An 18,589-nucleotide genomic window follows, 5' to 3' on the forward strand; every position below is an offset into this window, starting at 1 on the left:
CATTCTTTCACGCCCCGGGCGAAATCGCACACAAAATCCCACGTAACATCACCCCCGTCATGGTTACTTTCTCCGAGCACATCCGGTCCATGAGCGACGACGCGCTCCGCGGGCTCATTTCCGCCCGCCCGGACGCCTTCATCCCCACCCCGCCGTCCGCGGTCTCACTGGCTACTCGCCTCGCGCTGCCGATGTCAGCGTCTCGCGCGATGCATCAGCTCACCGCCGCGGATTTGGTGGTGCTTGAGCAGCTTGCCGACGCCGGCGCGGAACTCGAGCCCGTCAACTCTTTAGCCATGGGCGACAGCGCCCACTTGCGCTCGCTTGCGCTGGTGTATGGCCCGCCGGAGGAGGCACGCATCGCGCCCGGCGCGCTCAGTGCGCTGCCCCCGGGGTGGCGGTTGACTGATGTGGTGCCGGATGGGGCTGCGGAGCTCGTCGATAAGCTGCCCGCTCGGGAACGCAAAATCTTGCAAACCCTGGCGTTTTCGGGCGGCGTCGGCGCGACGAAGTCACCTGCGGCAGGCGCAGACCCGGACGCGCCCGTGACCAAGCTGGTGGAAAAGGGCCTGCTCATACGTGTGGATGAGAACACTGTGCGGCTGCCGCGGCCGGTGCGTGAGTTTCTGCACGGGCAGACACCGCGGTCATTTCCGCTCACCGAGCCGCCCGCGCCCGAGGTGGACCAGCAGGAGGTGGATGCGGCGGCCGTGGCCCAGGGGTTGGAGGCCGTGCGCCAGATGCGCCAGCTGCTCATGCGGCTGCTGGCGGAACCGGTGGCGCTGAACAAGGACGGCACCGTAGGCGTTCGGGCGCGGGCGAGCCTGGCAAAAGACCTCGGCTTCGACCCGGCGTTCATGATTCTGGTGGGCGTTTCCGCAGGATTGGTCGGCGACGACTACGACGGCGATACCGAGATCCTCGCCGCCACACGCGACGCGCTGAGCTGGATCGACGCGATCCTTTCAGACCAGTGGGCCATCCTCATCGCCGGCTGGGCGGCCTGTCAGTGGCGCATGGACACCGACGAGAAGATCTTCGCCGACGAGATGTACGCGCCGTACATCCGCGAAACCCGCCTGCGGGTCCTGCGCTACGGCGGCGATCTGCGGCGGCTGTTGTTCCACGCGCCGCTTTCCACCGCGTCCTGGTCCGAGGAGTTCGTCGCCAGCTACGCGGCGGAGGCTGAGCAGGTCGGCGCTCTCGCCCTGGGCGCACCGTCTACGCCCGCGTTGGCACTGCTCAACGGCGAAGACGTCGCCGCTGCGGCGCGGCCACTGGTGCCACCGGCGGTGGACACGCTCATCGCGCAGGCCGACATGACGGTCCTCGCCCCGGGCCCGCTCGAGCCGGAGGTCGCCTCGTTTCTGGGGCGCATCGCCGAGCTGGAGTCGCCGGGGGTGGCGAGCGTGTGGCGCATCACCGAAGCGAAGGTGCGCTCCGCGCTCGACGCGGGGAGCACCGCGGACGAGATCACCGGTTGGCTGGACTCGCACGTGCTGGGAGAGGTGCCGCAGGCGGTCACCTTCATCGTCCAAGACGCAGCGCGTAACCACGGTGCGATCCGCGCCGGCGCGGTGGGCAGCTACATCCGCTCCGAAGACCCCGCGCTCATCGCGCGCGCCGCCGAGATCGCCGGCGTGCGCGTGCTCGCCCCCACCGTGGCGGTCTCCGAGCTCGCGCTGCCGAAGCTCATGGCGGTGCTGCGCGAGGCCGGGTTGCAGCCTGCGGCGGAGGACGCCCAGGGCGCGACGGTGAGCATGGCGCCGGAACCCGTGCTGGTCTCCCCCACCCCGTCGACGCTTCCAGTGCAGAAGGCTATCGACGCAGCACAGGCGGACGCGATCATCGCAAAGCTGCGCGCCTCCGACACGGCGGAAGAGACGGGCGGCGACACGCTAGAGACGCTGCGTGCCGCGGCGCGTGCTCGGCGCCACGTCGCCCTCGGCTACGTGGACAAGCACGGCCACGGCCAAACCATTACCGTGGTCCCGCTCTCCGTCACCGCCGGGCAGGTCGACGCGCTGGACGAGGCGGGCGAGCGCGTGGTGCGCATCGCCCTGCCCCGCATTACCAAGGTGGTGCTGGCTTAGCGGCTCACCCGCTCCAGGATTTCCAACACGTGCTCATAGTCACGCCCTGTGGCTGAGGTCAAACCCAGCTCGCAAGTGCGGTTCGAAGACGCGTGGCACTGCGAGCCGAGAGCCTTCGACTGCGCCGCCTCACGCTTCGTGGCCGCACGGGTGAGCTCGGGGTGCAGCATGCCGCGATCGCCCGCGTAGCCGCAGCAGTTCCACTCCGCCGGCACGCGTACCTCATTCGCCGCGGCCGCTGCGACGCGTTTGAGCGTGTCCACGATGCCCAGGTGCGTTGAAGAGCAGGTCGGGTGCAACGTCACCGACTCCACCTTCTGCCCCACCTCAAGGCGCCCCACGACGTGCTGGTCCACGAACTCGATGGCGTCGATAACGCGGATGCCAATGCTCTCCGCCATGTCCTGGAACCCGTGCGTGCAGCTGGACGCGTCCACCACCACGGGTAGGCGGCCGCCGTCGGTCGCGGCGACAAGCTGGTCGCGCACGCGCTTTTGCATGATGTCGTGGCCGGTGCTCATGCCTTTCGACGCCCACGGGGTGCCGCAGCACATCCCGTCGATGCCCTCCGGCACCACGAGCGAAAGCCCGGCGCGCTCCACCAACCGCGCAAACGCCTCGGAGGCGCCCACGCCCTCGCCCTGCGGGCCGAACATGGAGTTCACGCACGCCGGCACGAATACGCCGGAGGGTTCCACGCCCGGCGCGCCGACCCGGGTGCCGAACGCCTTCGAGCGGCGCGCGCCGCCCTTGGACAGCTCGGGGCGGTACTGCGGCATCGTGTCCTCGCCGACGATCAGGCGCGCCACGTCCGTGACTTTCTGCACCAGCGTCGTCGGCAGGTAGTACGCGCCGGTCAGCGCCGTGGAGGCAAGGGTGTTGCCCGGCCCCCACGCCTTCGCCGCGGCCGCCCAGCCCGCGGACTCCACCGCGCCGGCCTGTTCGCGGCGCAGCGACTTGATGAACTTGCCGGTGTCAATCTTCACCGGGCACGCGGTCACGCACATGGAGTCCACCGCGCAAGTGTCGATGCCGTCGTACTGGTACGCCTCGTCCAGGTGCTTCACCAGCTCGGTGTCGCCCTCCTGGATCGCCTTCGCGCGGGCGCGACGCACCACGATGCGCTGGCGCGGGGTCATGGTCAGGTCGCGCGAGGGGCACACCGGCTCGCAGTAGCCGCACTCCACGCACGGGTCGATCTCGTCTTCCACCTGCGGGTTGAGCTTGAAGTTCTTCATGTGCTCGCGCTCGTCGTCGGTGATAATCACGCCCGGGTTCATCACGCCGCGCGGGTCGGCGGCGCACTTGAGCTCCACCATCACCTCGTAGAGTTCGTCGCCGTACTGGCGGCGCACGTACGGCGCCATCACGCGGCCGGTGCCGTGCTCCGCTTTCAGGTTGCCGCCGGCGCCGAGCACCAGGTCCACCATGTCCTCGTTGAACCCGTCGTAGCGGCTCAAGTTCTCGTCGCCTTCGAACCGGTCCGTGATCAGGAAGTGGATGTTGCCGTCCTTGGCGTGGCCGAAAATGACGGCTTCGTCGTAGGAGTAGGCGTCGAAAAGCTGCTGCAACCCTCCGCACGTATCGGCCAAGTCCTCCACCGGCACTGCGATGTCCTCCAGCAGCGCGGTGGTGCCGGACGGGCGCGCCTCCGCCACCTGGGCGTATAGGCCCTTGCGGAACGCCCAAGCCTTCGCGGCCTCGGCCGCGTCGGTGGTGAACCTCGCCTCGGTCTGCAGCTCGAACTCGCGCAGCAGCTTTGAGCCGGCCTGCTCGTACTCGCGCAGCTGCTCTTGCTCGTTCGCGTGGTATTCGATGAGCAGCGCGGCCTGCCCGCCGAGCTCGAAGCCGGTGATCTGCTCCGGCACCGAATCGAAGGTGCGGCCCACCGCGATGGAGCGCGAATCCATCAGCTCCAGCGTCGCGGCACGAGAGTCGAACAGCGCTGGCAGGGAGCGCGTCGCCGCATCGAGCGTCGGGTAGACCGCGATCGTGGTGGTCTTCAGCTTCGGCACCTCAACCGTGCGCAGCACTGCCTCGGCGATGAACGCCAGCGTGCCCTCCGATGCCACGAGCAGGTGCATGAAGATGTCCAGCGGCGAGTCGTAGTCCAAAAACGCGTTCAGGCTGTAGCCCATCGTGTTCTTCAGCGCGAAGTGGCGCTCGATGGTTTCCACGGACTCGCGGTTGTCGCGCACTCGGCGCTTAAGTTGCACAAGCTTATCGACGAGCTCCGCTTCCTCCCGCGCAAACTGCGCCTCAGCGTCCTCGTGTTCGGTGTTGATCACGGTGCCGGACGGCAGCACGAACGTCATCGCCTCAATCGTGTTGTACGTGTTGAACTCCGTGCCGCAGGCCATGCCGGAGGAGTTGTTGGCAATTACGCCGCCCATCGTCGCCGCGCCCTCGGAGGCCGGGTCCGGGCCGATCTTGCGCCCGTATGGGGCGAGGTGTGCGTTGACCTGGCGCACGGTCGAGCCGGGTTGCACCCTCACACGTGCGCCGCCGTCGAGCACCTCGACGCCGCGGAAGTGCTTGCGCACGTCGACAAGCATGCCGCCCCCGCCCGCCTGACCGGACAGCGAGGTGCCGCCCGCGCGCAGCACGACCGGGGCGCCGGATGAAGCCGAGGCGCGGAACGCGGCCGCAACGTCGCTCGCGTTGCGCGCCTCCACCACCACGTCCGGGGTATAGAGGAAGTGGGACGCGTCGTGGGCGTACTTGATGCGGTCGATCGGGCGGGTGGAAAGCACCCCGTCGGAGCCGAGTTCTTGGGCGAGGCGCTCCGCGGAAGAAACTGTAGCTGTCATAGCTCCATGCTATCCCTGCCGGTTACGCAATACGCTGCTAGGTTCGGGGGCACGGAGGTAAGCGACACATGACGACAATAGAGATAAACAACCTGTATAAACGCTTCGGCGACGTCCAGGCGCTCGACGGCATGGACTTCTGCGTCGGCGACGGCGAGCTCTACGGCTTCGTCGGCTCCAACGGCGCCGGCAAATCCACCACCATGCGCATCGCCCTCGGCGTGTTGGAGGCAGATACGGGCGAGGTGCTTCTCGACGGGCTCCCGCTCAACGACGACACCCGCCGCCGCATCGGCTACATGCCCGAGGAACGCGGCCTGTACGGCAAAGAGAAAATCCTCGACCAGCTCGTGTTTTTGGCCAAGTTACACGGCGTCGACGGCGCGACCGCCAAGCGCCGAGCCACCGAGCTATTGGAGCAACTTGGCCTAGGCGAGCGCCTCGGCGACAAGCTCGACGACCTCTCACTGGGCAACCAGCAGCGCGTCCAGCTCGCGGCTTGCCTGGTGCATGACCCGGACATCCTCATCCTGGACGAGCCGTTTTCCGGACTCGACCCCGTCGCCGTGGACGTGATGAGCACGATGCTCACCGACCGCGCCAGCCAGGGCGTGCCCGTGATCTTCTCCTCGCACCAGCTCGACCTCGTGCAACGGCTCTGCGACCGCGTAGGCATCGTCGCCCACGGCCGCATGGTCGCCGAGGGCGGCGTGAACGAACTGCGCAGCCGCGGCCCCGTGCGGTTCAGGGTGGGCACCACCGCGCGCGGTTGGTTGCCGGAGGGCACCACGCTTATCGACGCCTCCGGTGACCACGTCATCGTAGAAACCACCGACGCCGCCGACGACCAAAGCATCCTGCACGCGGCACTTCAAGCAGGCGACGTCCACGAATTCAGCCGCGTCGTCCCCGACCTGGCCGACCTGTTCAAGGAGGTAGTGCAGTAATGGCCACCACCGAATACTCCCCGATGCACACGGTGAAAACCACCGCGGCACGCGAAATTCAGGTCCTGGCGAAGTCCAAGGGCATCATCGCCACAGTGCTCATCCTGCTGCTCGTCGTGCTCGGCGCGATTGGGTTCATCACCTGGCAGGCAAATAAGGAAGACGGTGGCGATGAGGGCTCTGGGGCTGAGGTGGCCACCGTAGGCGTCGATAAGCAACTGCTCGACGATGCGGGCCTTGCTCCCCGCGACGCCACGGACCGCGCCGAGGCAGAGCGTCTTGTGCGCGACGGCGACGTCGAAGCCGCGGTGGTGGCCGAGGGCGCTGCGTGGGAGGTGCTCTCCGACGGGCTGCCCAGCACCAGCGTGATGGACACCGTTAGCGGGCTCGCCGACGTGCAGAACCAGGCCGGCGCACTCGGCGCCCTGGGCATCTCCCCGCAGGAATACGAGGCGGCATCGCCCGGCATCAGCGTCGAAGCCGTAGACATCAGCGCGGACGCGGCCGACGGCGGCGAATCCGATTTCATCCGTTTGATGACGGCCTACGTGGCCCTGCTGGTGATCATCCTGACCGTGATCACCTTCGCCGCCCAAGTGGGCAGCCGCGTGACCGAAGAGAAATCCTCCCGCGTGGTGGAGCTCGTGCTCGCATCTGTGCGGCCGCTGGACTTCCTCGCGGGCAAGATCCTTGGCACCCTCCTACTCGGCTTCGGTGCCACCGCCGTGGTCCTTATCGCCGGGGCGCTCGGCCTGCATTTCTCCGGACTTCTCGACGGCGTGGAATTCGACTGGGCGATCCTTCCGGTCATGCTCGGCTCCTGGATCCTGGCCATGCTGTTCTTCGGGGCTCTCTACGCCGCGGCCGGCGCCATGGTGCAGCGCACCGAGGACCTGCAATCCACCCAGATGCCCATCCTCGTACTCATCATGATCTCGGCCTACGTACCGCTGTTCGGCTGGATGAACACCGACACCACCTGGATGCAGGCCATGAGCTGGATCCCGCCGTTTTCCATCTTCGCAGCACCCTTGACCTACGCCGCCGGCAACTTCACGGCGATGCAGCTCGCAGCTTCATTCGCGCTCTCGCTGGTGGCAACCTTCCTCGTGGTGTGGTTCGCCGCCCGCGTGTACCGCCGCACCATCTTGAACAACGGCCGCGCGGTGAAGTGGTCGGAGGTGCTGCGCAAGTAGCCAGCTATCGGAGTGACATATGTGATCGCAGCGCTCCTGGGCGGCATCGGCGCGGCTGCGTACTTCAACCTCATCCCGGGCCTGAACGAGGCGATCCGCCAGTTCATCCCGCAGTTCTAGTACGACGCTGAACTGACCTTCGTGCGCCCCAGGGCTTCCCTGGGGCGTTCGTGTCTACCTGCTGGCTGGCCGGGGATCATTCCCCGTGTTCCCCCATGCGCGCATGCGCGAAAAGTTATACTTCTGCCTAACCGTTTCCCCTACCTGAAGGATCTCCCATGAAGAAGAACGCCATCATCGCCGCCGCCCTCATCGCCGGCGCCACCACCCTGACCGCCTGCGGTGCGAGCCTGGACGGCACCTACACCGGCACGAGTGACATGGGCGAGGGCATGACCGCGCAGTGGGACCTGACCATCGACGGCGACACGTGCACCATGACCGGCACCGCACCGATCGTGGGCGCTATCCCGATGGAGTGCGCCGTGCAGAACGACGAGACGCTGCTCATTGATGGGGAGCCGGTGGCGATCAGCCGCGACGGCGACACCCTCCGCCTCGCCGATCCGTCTGGTGAAGACGCCGACGGCGAAGAGGACATCGTGCTGAATAAGGTTAGCTAGTTCCGCCCGAGTTCAGGCCGGACGATCAAGAGCGCCGAGGCGGTTGATCCGCCCCGGTGCTTTCGGTTATCTGATCGTTTTCGGCGAGACTACCCGTCGTTTTTCTTGCCTTGTTGTTCCTCGAGTTCGTTGAAGCGCAACTCTCGCTCCTCCACCAGCCTCAGCCCTTCGCGCAGGACTTCGCTCGCGGACGCGTAGCGCCCTGAAGCGAGCAGCTCCGCGATGAATTTGTCGTACCGCTCGCCCAGCACCACCGATGTGTTTTTCGCAGCCATGGTGTGGAGACTACCGAACGTTTGTGGGCCCGGCGCACACAATTTGGCCCCACCCCGTTTCAGGGCATACTTGAGGTCTCTTCCCGCGTTTCCAACGAAAGGACTCCCGTGGCGCTCGGCGACGGCCCCCTCATCGTGCAATCGGATAAAACCGTCCTCCTCGAGGTCGCGCACCCGGACGCGCCGAAGGCCCGCGCCGCGCTCGCCCCGTTCGCCGAGCTCGAGCGCGCCCCGGAGCACGTGCACACCTACCGCATCACTCCGCTCGCTTTGTGGAATGCGCGGGCCGCGGGCTTCGATGCGGAGCAAGCCGTCGATACGCTCGAGCGGTTTTCGCGGTTCCCGGTGCCGCAGGCATTGCTTATCGACGTTGCCGAGACCATGGCGCGCTACGGCCGCCTCAAACTGGTCAAACATCCGGCGCACGGCCTGATCCTGGAGGCAGAAGACGCCGCTATCCTCGCCGAGGTCCGCCGACACAAGAAGATCCAGCCGCACATCGCATCGCCTATCGACGACCTGACGGTGCCCGTCCCCCCCTCCTCCCGCGGCCAGATCAAACAGGAGCTCACCAAAATCGGTTGGCCGGTGGAGGACTTGGCAGGATACGTCGATGGTGAATCCCACCCCATCGCCCTCGAACAGGACGGTTGGGCGCTGCGCGATTACCAGCAGTACGCCACCGAGTCGTTCTGGGAGGGCGGCTCCGGCGTGGTGGTCCTGCCCTGCGGCGCCGGCAAAACCATCGTGGGCGCGGCCTCGATGGCGCAGGCGCAAACCACCACACTGATCTTGGTCACCAACACCGTCGCAGGCCGGCAGTGGCGCGACGAACTGCTGCGCCGCACCTCGCTCACGCCGGAGGAGATCGGCGAGTACTCCGGGGAGAAGAAGGAGATCCGCCCCGTCACCATCGCCACCTACCAGGTGGTCACCCGCAAGACGAAGGGCGAGTACAAGGCCCTCGAGCTCTTCGATTCCCGCGACTGGGGCCTGATTATTTACGACGAGGTCCACCTCCTCCCCGCCCCCGTCTTCCGCATGGCCGCCGACCTGCAGTCGCGTCGTCGCCTGGGGCTGACCGCCACCCTTGTTCGCGAGGACGGCCGCGAGGACGACGTCTTCTCCCTCATCGGCCCGAAACGCTACGACGCCCCCTGGAAAGAGCTCGAAATGGCCGGCTACATCGCTACCGCCGAGTGCGTCGAAGTGCGCACCACGCTCAGTGCGGAGGAGCGCATGACGTACGCGACAGCGGAGACCCGAGAGCGGTACAGGTTGGCTGCGTGCAGTCAGGGCAAGCTGGGGGTCGTCGATAAGCTGCTTGCGAAACATGCCGGGCAGCAAACCCTGATCATTGGCGCCTACGTTGACCAACTCCAGGAGATCGCCGCGCGCATCGACGCTCCGCTTGTCGACGGCAAAACCTCCACCAAACAGCGCGAAACCGCATTCCAGAAGTTCCGCGACGGGGAGATCTCCACACTCGTGGTGTCCAAGGTGGCGAACTTCTCCATCGACTTGCCCGAGGCGGCCGTCGCGATCCAAGTGTCCGGCACGTTCGGGTCCCGCCAGGAGGAGGCGCAGCGCCTCGGACGCCTGCTGCGCCCGAAGGCGGACGGCGCGGAGGCAGTGTTCTATACCGTTGTCGCCCGCGACACGCTTGATTCGGAGTACGCGATGCACCGCCAGCGCTTCCTCGCCGAGCAGGGCTACGCCTACAGGTTGGTCGACGCGGACGACCTCTAAACTTGGTGCCATGAGCGGCATGAAAGTATTCAAGTTTGAGGTCGACGAAGACTACGCCAAGCAACACAACGAGATGGTGCGCGATACCCGCAGCTTGGTCATCTCCGGTGTGGCGCTATTTGCCATCTCCGTAATCGCCGGCGTGATTATCTGGTTCGTGGTCGACCCCGCATCCCCGTGGCGCCTCCTCGGCTCCGTCGGGCTGGTACTGTTCGGCATCCTCATGCTTGTGGTGGCGCTCGTGCTTCCCCGCAGCGTGGGCAAGACGCAAGAGCTTTACGACGCGCATCCGCTCGCCCCCGCCATCATCACCGAGAACGCCGGCACCACGATCACGTTGACTGCACTCGTGAACGAGAACGTGGAGCCCGAATTGCCTCCGCGCTGGGCGATCACGTCGAAGGTGCTCCGACCGATCCCGAACACCTCCGATGCCACGGGCACCAAGGTTCCCGTCGCCGCCGTCGGCGCTGCGCGTTCGACCCGCGACCAGCAGCACTGGAGCACCATCACGCCGATGCCAATCGCGTGGGCCACGCCGGACAAAGACATCGTCGCCCAGGCCCGCAAGTCCATCGCCCCGGACCAGTGGTCGATCCTCGAGCGAGCACGCAAGGACCACGAGCTCATCGAACGCTCCAAGAACAGCCTCGCGGAGCTTTAGAGCGTATCGAGGCCCAGGCCGACGCTACCGGGCGTGGGCAAGCACCCTCACTCGACGTCCCGCGTAGCGAAGGCGTAGCCGAGGGAGGAAGCAAAAAGACCACCGAGCGCGAGGGCAGCCGCCGGCCAGGTGAGCCCGAGTACAAGCAGCAGCGCCGCCGCCACATAGGTGAATGCCGCACCGACGTACGCTGCGAACGCCATGTCGGACTTCTTTTCCACGAGCGGGTGCCTCGGGTTGGCGCGTCTGGAATTAAGCGCCGCTGTCAGAGTGGTGAAGCCCGCGGCGGCGAGCATGGTAAACGGAAACCACAGTTGCAAACCGTTTCCTTCCCGCTCCAATCGAAGATCTGCCCGTGCAAGCGTGATCGATTCTACGGTCTCGCCGCGGAAGTGGCACCGCTGCGATGACGCAGTGACACTCGCGTTTTGGTATTCGGCAAATAGTTTCGGCAATGCGCTGCCGGGCCCAGCGCGAACACCACACAACCTTGTGACATGGGGGTTTAGCATCTCCGTCGGGGTGCTATGCGCGGTGTTTTTCGGAAAGTATTTTCCAGGGTATGAGAAAACGCCCACCGGTGTGGTGGGCGTTTTCGTGTTTTGAAGTTGTTGGGTCGGCGGTAACCTACTCTCCCACTCCCTCCCGGGAGCAGTACCATCGGCGCGGGCGGGCTTAGCTTCCGGGTTCGGAATGGGACCGGGCGTTTCCCCGCCGCCATCAACCACCGACACACTTATTGGGGCAATGAGTGTGCCACGCGTTGGGCGTAACTGTTCATTTATGTTTGTGGCCACCCGGGGTTGGGGTGGGTGTGTTGTGTCAGATACTGCACAGTGGACGCGAACACGACTGGTTCTCTTTGTTTTGCGTGTTTTTTGTTGGTGTTTTGCAACACGTATGTGTTGGTGTTGGTTGTCAATCGGTGTATTAGTACCGGTCGTCTCAGCACCTTACGGTGGGTACAACTCCGGCCTATCAACCCAGTAGTCTGCTGGGAACCTCAATCGAAACCTCATCTTAAAACAGGCTTCCCGCTTAGATGCTTTCAGCGGTTATCCCTTCCGTACGTAGCCAACCAGCGATGCCCCTGGCGGAACAACTGGCACACTAGAGGTACGTCCGTCCCGGTCCTCTCGTACTAGGGACAGCCTTCTTCAAGTTTCACACGCGCGCGGCGGATAGAGACCGAACTGTCTCACGACGTTCTGAACCCAGCTCGCGTGCCGCTTTAATGGGCGAACAGCCCAACCCTTGGGACCTACTCCAGCCCCAGGATGCGACGAGCCGACATCGAGGTGCCAAACCATCCCGTCGATATGGACTCTTGGGGAAGATCAGCCTGTTATCCCCGGGGTACCTTTTATCCGTTGAGCGACACCACATCCACAAGTAGGTGCCGGATCACTAGTCCCGACTTTCGTCCCTGCTCGACTTGTAAGTCTCACAGTCAAGCTCCCTTGTGCACTTACACTCTACACACCTGATTGCCAACCAGGCTGAGGGAACCTTTGGGCGCCTCCGTTACATTTTGGGAGGCAACCGCCCCAGTTAAACTACCCACCAGGCACTGTCCCCAACCCAGATCATGGGCCAAGGTTAGATATCCACTACGGTCAGAGTGGTATTTCAACAACGACTCCACAACCACTAGCGTGGCCGCTTCATAGTCTCCCACCTATCCTACACAAACCGCACCGAATGCCAATACCAAGCTATAGTGAAGGTCCCGGGGTCTTTTCGTCCTGCCGCGCGTAACGAGCATCTTTACTCGTAATGCAATTTCACCGGGCCTGTGGTTGAGACAGCAGAGGAGTCGTTACGCCATTCGTGCAGGTCGGAACTTACCCGACAAGGAATTTCGCTACCTTAGGATGGTTATAGTTACCACCGCCGTTTACTGGGGCTTAAATTCTCCGCTTCGGACAAAAAATGTCCTAACAGGTCCTCTTAACCTTCCAGCACCGGGCAGGCGTCAGTCCGTATACATCAACTTAACCGTCTTCGCACGGACCTGTGTTTTTGATAAACAGTCGCTCCCCTCTCTTCTCTGCGACCCACACCAGCTACCACACGATACGTGTGTCACCAGTGCAGGTCCCCCTTCTCCCGAAGTTACGGGGGCATTTTGCCGAATTCCTTAACCACAGTTCACCCGAGCGCCTTAGTATTCTCTACCTGACTACCTGTGTCGGTTTCGGGTACGGGCCGTACATGCACATCGCTAGAGGCTTTTCTCGGCAGTACAGGATCACCAACTTCACCCAAAAGGGCTTACGCATCACGCCTCACACTATTGACACCCGCATTTGACCATGGTGTCGTGCCACACGCTTGCACCGCAATCCAATAAGCGGCATTGGCTACCAACCTGCGTCACCCCATCACTTTGCTACAACAGATCAGGCCCCACGCATCACCACCAACCACACAACCAAAGGTCGTGTTTGGCCGGCGGGTCAGGGTGGTTAGTATCACCGCTTCACAATTTGTCGCGCACACACGGGTACGGGAATATCAACCCGTTGACCATCGACTACGCCTGTCGGCCTCGCCTTAGGACCCGACTCACCCTGGGAAGACGAACTTGACCCAGGAACCCTTAGTCATCCGGCGGGCAAGATTCTCACTTGCCATTCGTTACTCATGCCTGCATTCTCACTCGCATGCAGTCCACCGCTCCTTACGATACGGCTTCACCCCACACACGACGCTCCCCTACCCAACACAAAACAAGTGTTGCCGCGGCTTCGGCGGTGTGCTTGAGCCCCACTGAATTGTCGGCGCAGAACCACTCGACCAGTGAGCTATTACGCACTCTTTCAAGGATGGCTGCTTCTAAGCCAACCTCCTGGCTGTCTTCGCGATCCCACATCCTTTTCCACTTAGCACACCCTTAGGGGCCTTAACCGGCGATCTGGGCTGTTTCCCTCTCGACTATGAAGCTTATCCCCCACAGTCTCACTGCAATGCAACACTATAACCGGCATTCGGAGTTTGGCTGACGTCGCTAAGATGATAGTCCCGCTCAACCAACCAGTAGCTCTACCTCCGGCAAGCTCACATCACGCTGCACCTAAATGCATTTCGGGGAGAACCAGCTATCACGGAGTTTGATTGGCCTTTCACCCCTACCCACAACTCATCCCCTCAGTTTTCAACCTAAGTGGGTTCGCGCCTCCACAACCTCTTACAGCTGCTTCACACTGGCCATGGGTAGATCACCCCGCTTCGGGTCCAGGACATGCCACTAAAAAAACACCCCATTAGGATTCGCTTTCGCTACGACTACCCCACATACGGGTTAACCTCGCGACATGCCGCTGACTCGCAGGCTCATTCTTCAAAAGGCACGCCATCACACCACAAAACGGTGCTCTGACGGATTGTAAGCGCATGGTTTCAGGAACTCTTTCACTCCCCTCCCGGGGTACTTTTCACCATTCCCTCACGGTACTATCCACTATCGGTCACACTGAGTATTCAGGCTTACCGGGTGGTCCCGGCAGATTCACAGCAGATTCCACGAGCCCGCTGCTACTCGGGGATTACGGGTAACACATCTTGCGGTGCCTACACGTACGGGGCTCATCACCCACTCCGGCGTGCCATCCCAGACACTTCCGCTCACACCGCAACACATGCGCACAGCTGGTAGACCATACACACCCGCACCCCACAACACCGCATGCGCAACCCCTACCAAGTATCACACACACACGGTTTAGCCATCATCCGCTTTCGCTCGCCACTACACACGGAATCACAATTGTTTTCTTCTCCTGCGGGTACTGAGATGTTTCACTTCCCCGCGTACACCCCCACACCGGCTATGTATTCACCAGCAGGTAACCGCACACAACCACGGCTAGGTTTCCCCATTCGGACACCCTCGGATCAACGCTTTGTTGACAACTCCCCGAGGCTTAACGCAGTCTCACACGTCCTTCATCGGCTCAGCATGCCAAGGCATCCACCATACGCCCGTAACACACAACCATCACAGACAAAAACAGGTACAAAACACCAAAACACAAACAAAAAATAAAAAGAAAGATGCTCGCGTCCACTCTACAGTTCTCACACAACACACCCCCACACACCACACACGCATGCAACACACACGCATGCAGCACATGGAAGCCACAAGGAACAAAACACATCACGTGCTGCCCCAGACACCCAACAGCGCACCAACACACACTTGCTTGCAGGAAAGCTCAACGCGCACACCACAAAAGCAACCAACCCATGGCCGCCGGCGTGTGTCCACCCGGACAATTTTTCCAAAACAAAAAAGGCGGCAGCCATTCGTTCGACGACTCAACCACCAACCCACACCACAAAACGTGTGGGCACACCCGCAACTGCGGGCACAAAAACAAATAAGCTCCTTAGAAAGGAGGTGATCCAGCCGCACCTTCCGGTACGGCTACCTTGTTACGACTTCGTCCCAATCGCCGATCCCACCTTCGACAGCTCCCATTACAGGCCACTGGCTTCGGGTGTTACCAACTTTCATGACGTGACGGGCGGTGTGTACAAGGCCCGGGAACGTATTCACCGCAGCGTTGCTGATCTGCGATTACTAGCGACTCCGACTTCATGGGGTCGAGTTGCAGACCCCAATCCGAACTACGACCGGCTTTCAGCGATTCGCTCACCCTCACAGGCTCGCCGCGCGTTGTACCGACCATTGTAGCATGTGTGAAGCCCTGGACATAAGGGGCATGATGATTTGACGTCATCCCCACCTTCCTCCGAGTTAACCCCGGCAGTCTCTCATGAGTCCCCAACCAAATGCTGGCAACACAAGACAAGGGTTGCGCTCGTTGCGGGACTTAACCCAACATCTCACGACACGAGCTGACGACAACCATGCACCACCTGTACACCAGCCACAAAGGGAAACTACATCTCTGCAGCGATCTGGTGTATGTCAAGCCCAGGTAAGGTTCTTCGCGTTGCATCGAATTAATCCACATGCTCCGCCGCTTGTGCGGGCCCCCGTCAATTCCTTTGAGTTTTAGCCTTGCGGCCGTACTCCCCAGGCGGGGCGCTTAATGCGTTAGCTACGGCACGAACCCCGTGGAAGGGACTCACACCTAGCGCCCACCGTTTACGGCATGGACTACCAGGGTATCTAATCCTGTTCGCTCCCCATGCTTTCGCTCCTCAGCGTCAGTTACTGCCCAGAGACCTGCCTTCGCCATCGGTGTTCCTCCTGATATCTGCGCATTCCACCGCTACACCAGGAATTCCAGTCTCCCCTACAGCACTCAAGTTATGCCCGTATCGCCTGCAGTCCCGCAGTTAAGCTACGGACTTACACAAACGACGCGACAAACCACCTACGAGCTCTTTACGCCCAGTAATTCCGGACAACGCTCGCACCCTACGTATTACCGCGGCTGCTGGCACGTAGTTAGCCGGTGCTTCTTCTCCAAGTACCGTCACTTAAAGCTTCGTCCTTGGCGAAAGGAGTTTACAACCCGAAGGCCGTCATCCCCCACGCGGCGTCGCTGCATCAGGCTTGCGCCCATTGTGCAATATTCCCCACTGCTGCCTCCCGTAGGAGTCTGGGCCGTATCTCAGTCCCAATGTGGCCGTACACCCTCTCAGGCCGGCTACCCGTCGACGCCTTGGTAGGCCATTACCCCACCAACAAGCTGATAGGCCGCGAGCTCATCCCACACCGAAAAACTTTCCACCACAACCTCCAAGAAGTGGTCCTATCCGGTATTAGACCCAGTTTCCCAGGCTTATCCCGAAGTGCAGGGCAGATCACCCACGTGTTACTCACCCGTTCGCCACTCGAGCACCCCAGCAAGCTAGGGCCTTTCCGTTCGACTTGCATGTGTTAAGCACGCCGCCAGCGTTCATCCTGAGCCAGGATCAAACTCTCCACAAAAAAGGCCGTGAAAAGCCCAACCAAACTGGCAAAAAACAAACCAACCAACACCCAAAACAAGATGCCGGACTGGCAATCCTCAAATTACTGCTGCAAAAAATCACAACACATGGCACCTGCGCATCCGACGAGGAAAAACCACAAGCACCACAAACATGAATCAGTTCACGATCCACCAGAAACAATCATTGCCATCAAAGGTTCACAACAACTGCAACCAGCACACACCAACCACACCAAAAACGATGCAGCACAGCGCACACGCAACCAACCCACAAACAAAAAATATGCATTGGCACACTATCGAGTTCTCAAACAACACCAGCACACTCAGCGCAACAAGCTCTTGCCTGCCTGCCGCAGCGGCCTCGATCGAAGTTACACCGTCATGAAACTCTGTGTCAAACCAGCGTTTGAACCACGTTCACTCAGCCGTAACCTCTATTTGATTTTCGTTGCCCCGCTCCTTGAATCAGGCGCTCGAAGCAACGGGGGACAATATAACCACGCCACGCAACACCTACGCAAACATGCAGCTAGACACCCATAAACCCTTGCTAATGGTACGCGGCAATAGGGCCGTGCGGGCCGTCGATGACCTGCACCGGGGTGTTGAAGATGTCGGTGAGCAACGCGTTCTTCATGATTTCCTCCACGGTGCCGAACGCCGCGATCTCGCCGTCTTTCACTGCGCAGATGTAGTCGGCGTAGCGCGCTGCGAAGTTGATATCGTGCAGCACGATGATGATCGTGCGTCCGAATTCGCGGGCTGCAGTATGCAGGTGCTTCATCATCTCCACGGAGTGTGCGATGTCGAGGTTGTTCAGGGGCTCGTCGAGAAGCACATAGTCCGTTTCCTGGCACAACACCATTGCCACGTACGCGCGCTGGCGCTGTCCGCCGGAAAGCTGGTCGAGGTAACGGTGCTCGAGCGGGCCAAGCCCGAAGAAGTCGATGTAGCGCGAAATGATCTGCTCGTCCTCTGGTGTGAGACGGCCGCGCGAATACGGGAAGCGGCCGAAGCCCACCAGTTGGCGCACGGTAAGGCGCGTGACGAAGTGGTTTTCCTGGCGCAGGATAGACAGGATTTTCGCGAGGTCCTGCGATTTGGCTTTGGTCACGTCCATCTCGCCAATGCGGACAGCGCCGGCGTCGAGAGGCAAAAGGCGCCCGATGGTGGTGAGCAGGGTCGACTTGCCCGCACCGTTCGGGCCCACCAGCGCGGTGATGCCGCCGGCGGGGATGTCTAGGGTGACAGGCCCGATGTCGGCGCCGTCCCCGTAGGTTTTGCGTACGCCCTCTAGCTCGATCACAGGCTCCCCTTTCGCAGGATCACAATCAAAAATGTCACGCCACCGACTAGCTCGATGATGATGGACACCACGCCCTGCGCGTAGAAAATGTGGTTCATCACGAAGTACGCGCCGGCCAGGATGCAGTAGCCGAGTAGCGCCGCCATCGGGAAGAGAAAGCGGTGGTCGTAGGTGTCGGCGAACTGGTAGGCCAGGGTGGCCACCAGGAATCCGAGGAAGGTCATCGGCCCCACCAGCGCCGTCGACACTGCCATCAGCACAGAGACCAGCACCAGGGTGTAAATCGCGTTGGCGGTGTGGTTCACCCCAAGGTTCACCGCAACGTCGCGCCCCAGCCCGAGCACGTTGAGCCGCCGCGAGTTGAGGCACATTAGCGTCACCGCGGCGATGACCAGCGGGATGGCTAGCGGGTAGTACTCGGGGTCGGCGTTATTCACCGAGCCGAACAGTCGCGCGGTGAGCACGTCGAACTCGCTCGGGGTGAGCATGCGCTGCATGAAGGTGGACACGCTTCCCAGTCCCCCGCCGATCACAATTCCCACCAAGAGCATCGCCTGCATATCCGCGCTTTTCCCGGCGAGTAGCCAGGTATACAGCAGCAGACTCAGGCCCACCATGAGCACGAGTTGGAAGACGAACATGCTCAGTGTGCGGGCATTGCTCAGCCCTGCGGCACCGAGGAAGTACACGGTGGCGGTATGAATCGCCACGTAAAGAGACTCAAACCCCATGATCGAGGGCGTGAGAATTCGGTTGTTTGTCACGGTCTGAAACGCCACCGTCGCCACCGCCTGGCACACCGCCACCAGCGCCATCGCAATGACGGAGTTCAGTCGCCGCTGCGCAATCAGCCAGTAGCCGCGCGAACCGAACTCCATCGGATTTTCATACGCAAGCAGGCCAGCGGTGAACAGCACCGCGGCGACGGCAAGGCAGGCAAGGATCAGCCAGTAGCGCGATTTGCTTGTCGACGTTTGAAAGGCGCCCACACTTCTCTGTTCCACGGTT

Annotated in this window: 12 protein-coding genes and 3 rRNA genes; 7 read left to right on the plus strand and 8 right to left on the minus strand. The window is 62.1% G+C overall.

What is annotated here, in order from left to right; translation table 11 throughout:
* Positions 1-59 precede the first annotated feature (59 nt).
* A complete protein-coding gene (locus tag HWX32_RS07915) occupies positions 60-2,093 on the plus strand; it encodes a helicase-associated domain-containing protein (RefSeq protein WP_175935429.1) in 2,034 nt (677 codons plus the stop codon).
* Here the strand turns inward: HWX32_RS07915 and HWX32_RS07920 are convergent.
* On the minus strand, positions 2,090-4,903 hold the full coding sequence (locus tag HWX32_RS07920; RefSeq protein ID WP_175935430.1) for an FAD-binding and (Fe-S)-binding domain-containing protein: 2,814 nt from the start codon (positions 4,901-4,903) through the stop codon (positions 2,090-2,092). The genes HWX32_RS07915 and HWX32_RS07920 overlap by 4 nt on opposite strands.
* A 68-nt stretch (positions 4,904-4,971) precedes the next feature.
* Between HWX32_RS07920 and HWX32_RS07925 the strand changes: the two genes are divergently transcribed.
* The 3 genes from HWX32_RS07925 to HWX32_RS07935 all read left to right on the plus strand — a co-directional run bounded on the left by HWX32_RS07925 (position 4,972) and on the right by HWX32_RS07935 (position 7,669).
* Positions 4,972-5,850: an ABC transporter ATP-binding protein gene (locus HWX32_RS07925; RefSeq protein ID WP_175935431.1), complete on the plus strand. Its 879-nt coding sequence runs from the start codon at positions 4,972-4,974 to the stop codon at positions 5,848-5,850.
* A complete protein-coding gene (locus tag HWX32_RS07930) occupies positions 5,850-7,046 on the plus strand; it encodes an ABC transporter permease (RefSeq protein WP_175935432.1) in 1,197 nt (398 codons plus the stop codon). Before HWX32_RS07925 ends, HWX32_RS07930 begins: the two co-directional genes overlap by 1 nt.
* A 278-nt stretch (positions 7,047-7,324) precedes the next feature.
* Complete coding sequence (locus HWX32_RS07935) at positions 7,325-7,669, plus strand: hypothetical protein (RefSeq protein ID WP_175935433.1); 345 nt, start codon at positions 7,325-7,327, stop codon at positions 7,667-7,669.
* Positions 7,670-7,758: 89 nt separating this feature from the next.
* On the opposite strand, the gene HWX32_RS07940 is transcribed toward HWX32_RS07935, so the two are convergent.
* On the minus strand, positions 7,759-7,944 hold the full coding sequence (locus HWX32_RS07940; protein ID WP_075467742.1) for a type II toxin-antitoxin system ParD family antitoxin: 186 nt from the start codon (positions 7,942-7,944) through the stop codon (positions 7,759-7,761).
* A gap of 108 nt (positions 7,945-8,052) precedes the next feature.
* Here HWX32_RS07940 and HWX32_RS07945 point away from each other — a divergent pair, with 108 nt between their 5' ends.
* Both HWX32_RS07945 and HWX32_RS07950 read left to right on the plus strand, forming a co-directional pair.
* Positions 8,053-9,693 carry a DNA repair helicase XPB gene (locus HWX32_RS07945; RefSeq protein ID WP_175935434.1) on the plus strand — a complete coding sequence of 547 codons (1,641 nt, stop codon included), beginning with the start codon at positions 8,053-8,055 and terminating at the stop codon, positions 9,691-9,693.
* A gap of 10 nt (positions 9,694-9,703) precedes the next feature.
* A complete protein-coding gene (locus tag HWX32_RS07950; protein ID WP_254868340.1) occupies positions 9,704-10,357 on the plus strand; it encodes a DUF3239 domain-containing protein in 654 nt (217 codons plus the stop codon).
* Between the two features lie 47 nt (positions 10,358-10,404).
* On the opposite strand, the gene HWX32_RS07955 is transcribed toward HWX32_RS07950, so the two are convergent.
* The 4 genes from HWX32_RS07955 to HWX32_RS07970 form a co-directional block, all read right to left on the minus strand.
* Positions 10,405-10,578, minus strand: coding sequence for a hypothetical protein (locus HWX32_RS07955; protein ID WP_175935435.1), 174 nt, complete (start codon positions 10,576-10,578; stop codon positions 10,405-10,407).
* 393 nt (positions 10,579-10,971) lie between these two features.
* Positions 10,972-11,089: ribosomal RNA gene (gene rrf, locus HWX32_RS07960) — 5S ribosomal RNA — on the minus strand.
* Positions 11,090-11,266: 177 nt separating this feature from the next.
* A 23S ribosomal RNA gene (locus HWX32_RS07965) occupies positions 11,267-14,358 on the minus strand.
* 397 nt (positions 14,359-14,755) lie between these two features.
* Positions 14,756-16,268, minus strand: a 16S ribosomal RNA gene (locus HWX32_RS07970).
* The 16S, 23S and 5S rRNA genes sit together here, the layout of an rRNA operon.
* 7 nt (positions 16,269-16,275) lie before the next feature.
* Between HWX32_RS07970 and HWX32_RS07975 the strand changes: the two genes are divergently transcribed.
* A complete protein-coding gene (locus HWX32_RS07975) occupies positions 16,276-16,818 on the plus strand; it encodes a hypothetical protein (protein ID WP_175935436.1) in 543 nt (180 codons plus the stop codon).
* Positions 16,819-16,825: 7 nt separating this feature from the next.
* Here HWX32_RS07975 and HWX32_RS07980 read toward each other — a convergent pair whose 3' ends face one another.
* Both HWX32_RS07980 and HWX32_RS07985 read right to left on the minus strand, forming a co-directional pair.
* Positions 16,826-17,581, minus strand: coding sequence for an ABC transporter ATP-binding protein (locus HWX32_RS07980; RefSeq protein ID WP_175935437.1), 756 nt, complete (start codon positions 17,579-17,581; stop codon positions 16,826-16,828).
* Positions 17,578-18,585: an iron chelate uptake ABC transporter family permease subunit gene (locus HWX32_RS07985; RefSeq protein ID WP_254868341.1), complete on the minus strand. Its 1,008-nt coding sequence runs from the start codon at positions 18,583-18,585 to the stop codon at positions 17,578-17,580. The genes HWX32_RS07980 and HWX32_RS07985 overlap by 4 nt, the downstream gene beginning before the upstream one ends.
* Between the last annotated feature and the right edge of the window lie 4 nt (positions 18,586-18,589).

The sequence above is a fragment of the Corynebacterium sp. Marseille-P4321 genome (assembly GCF_903645305.1).
Classification (GTDB): domain Bacteria; phylum Actinomycetota; class Actinomycetes; order Mycobacteriales; family Mycobacteriaceae; genus Corynebacterium.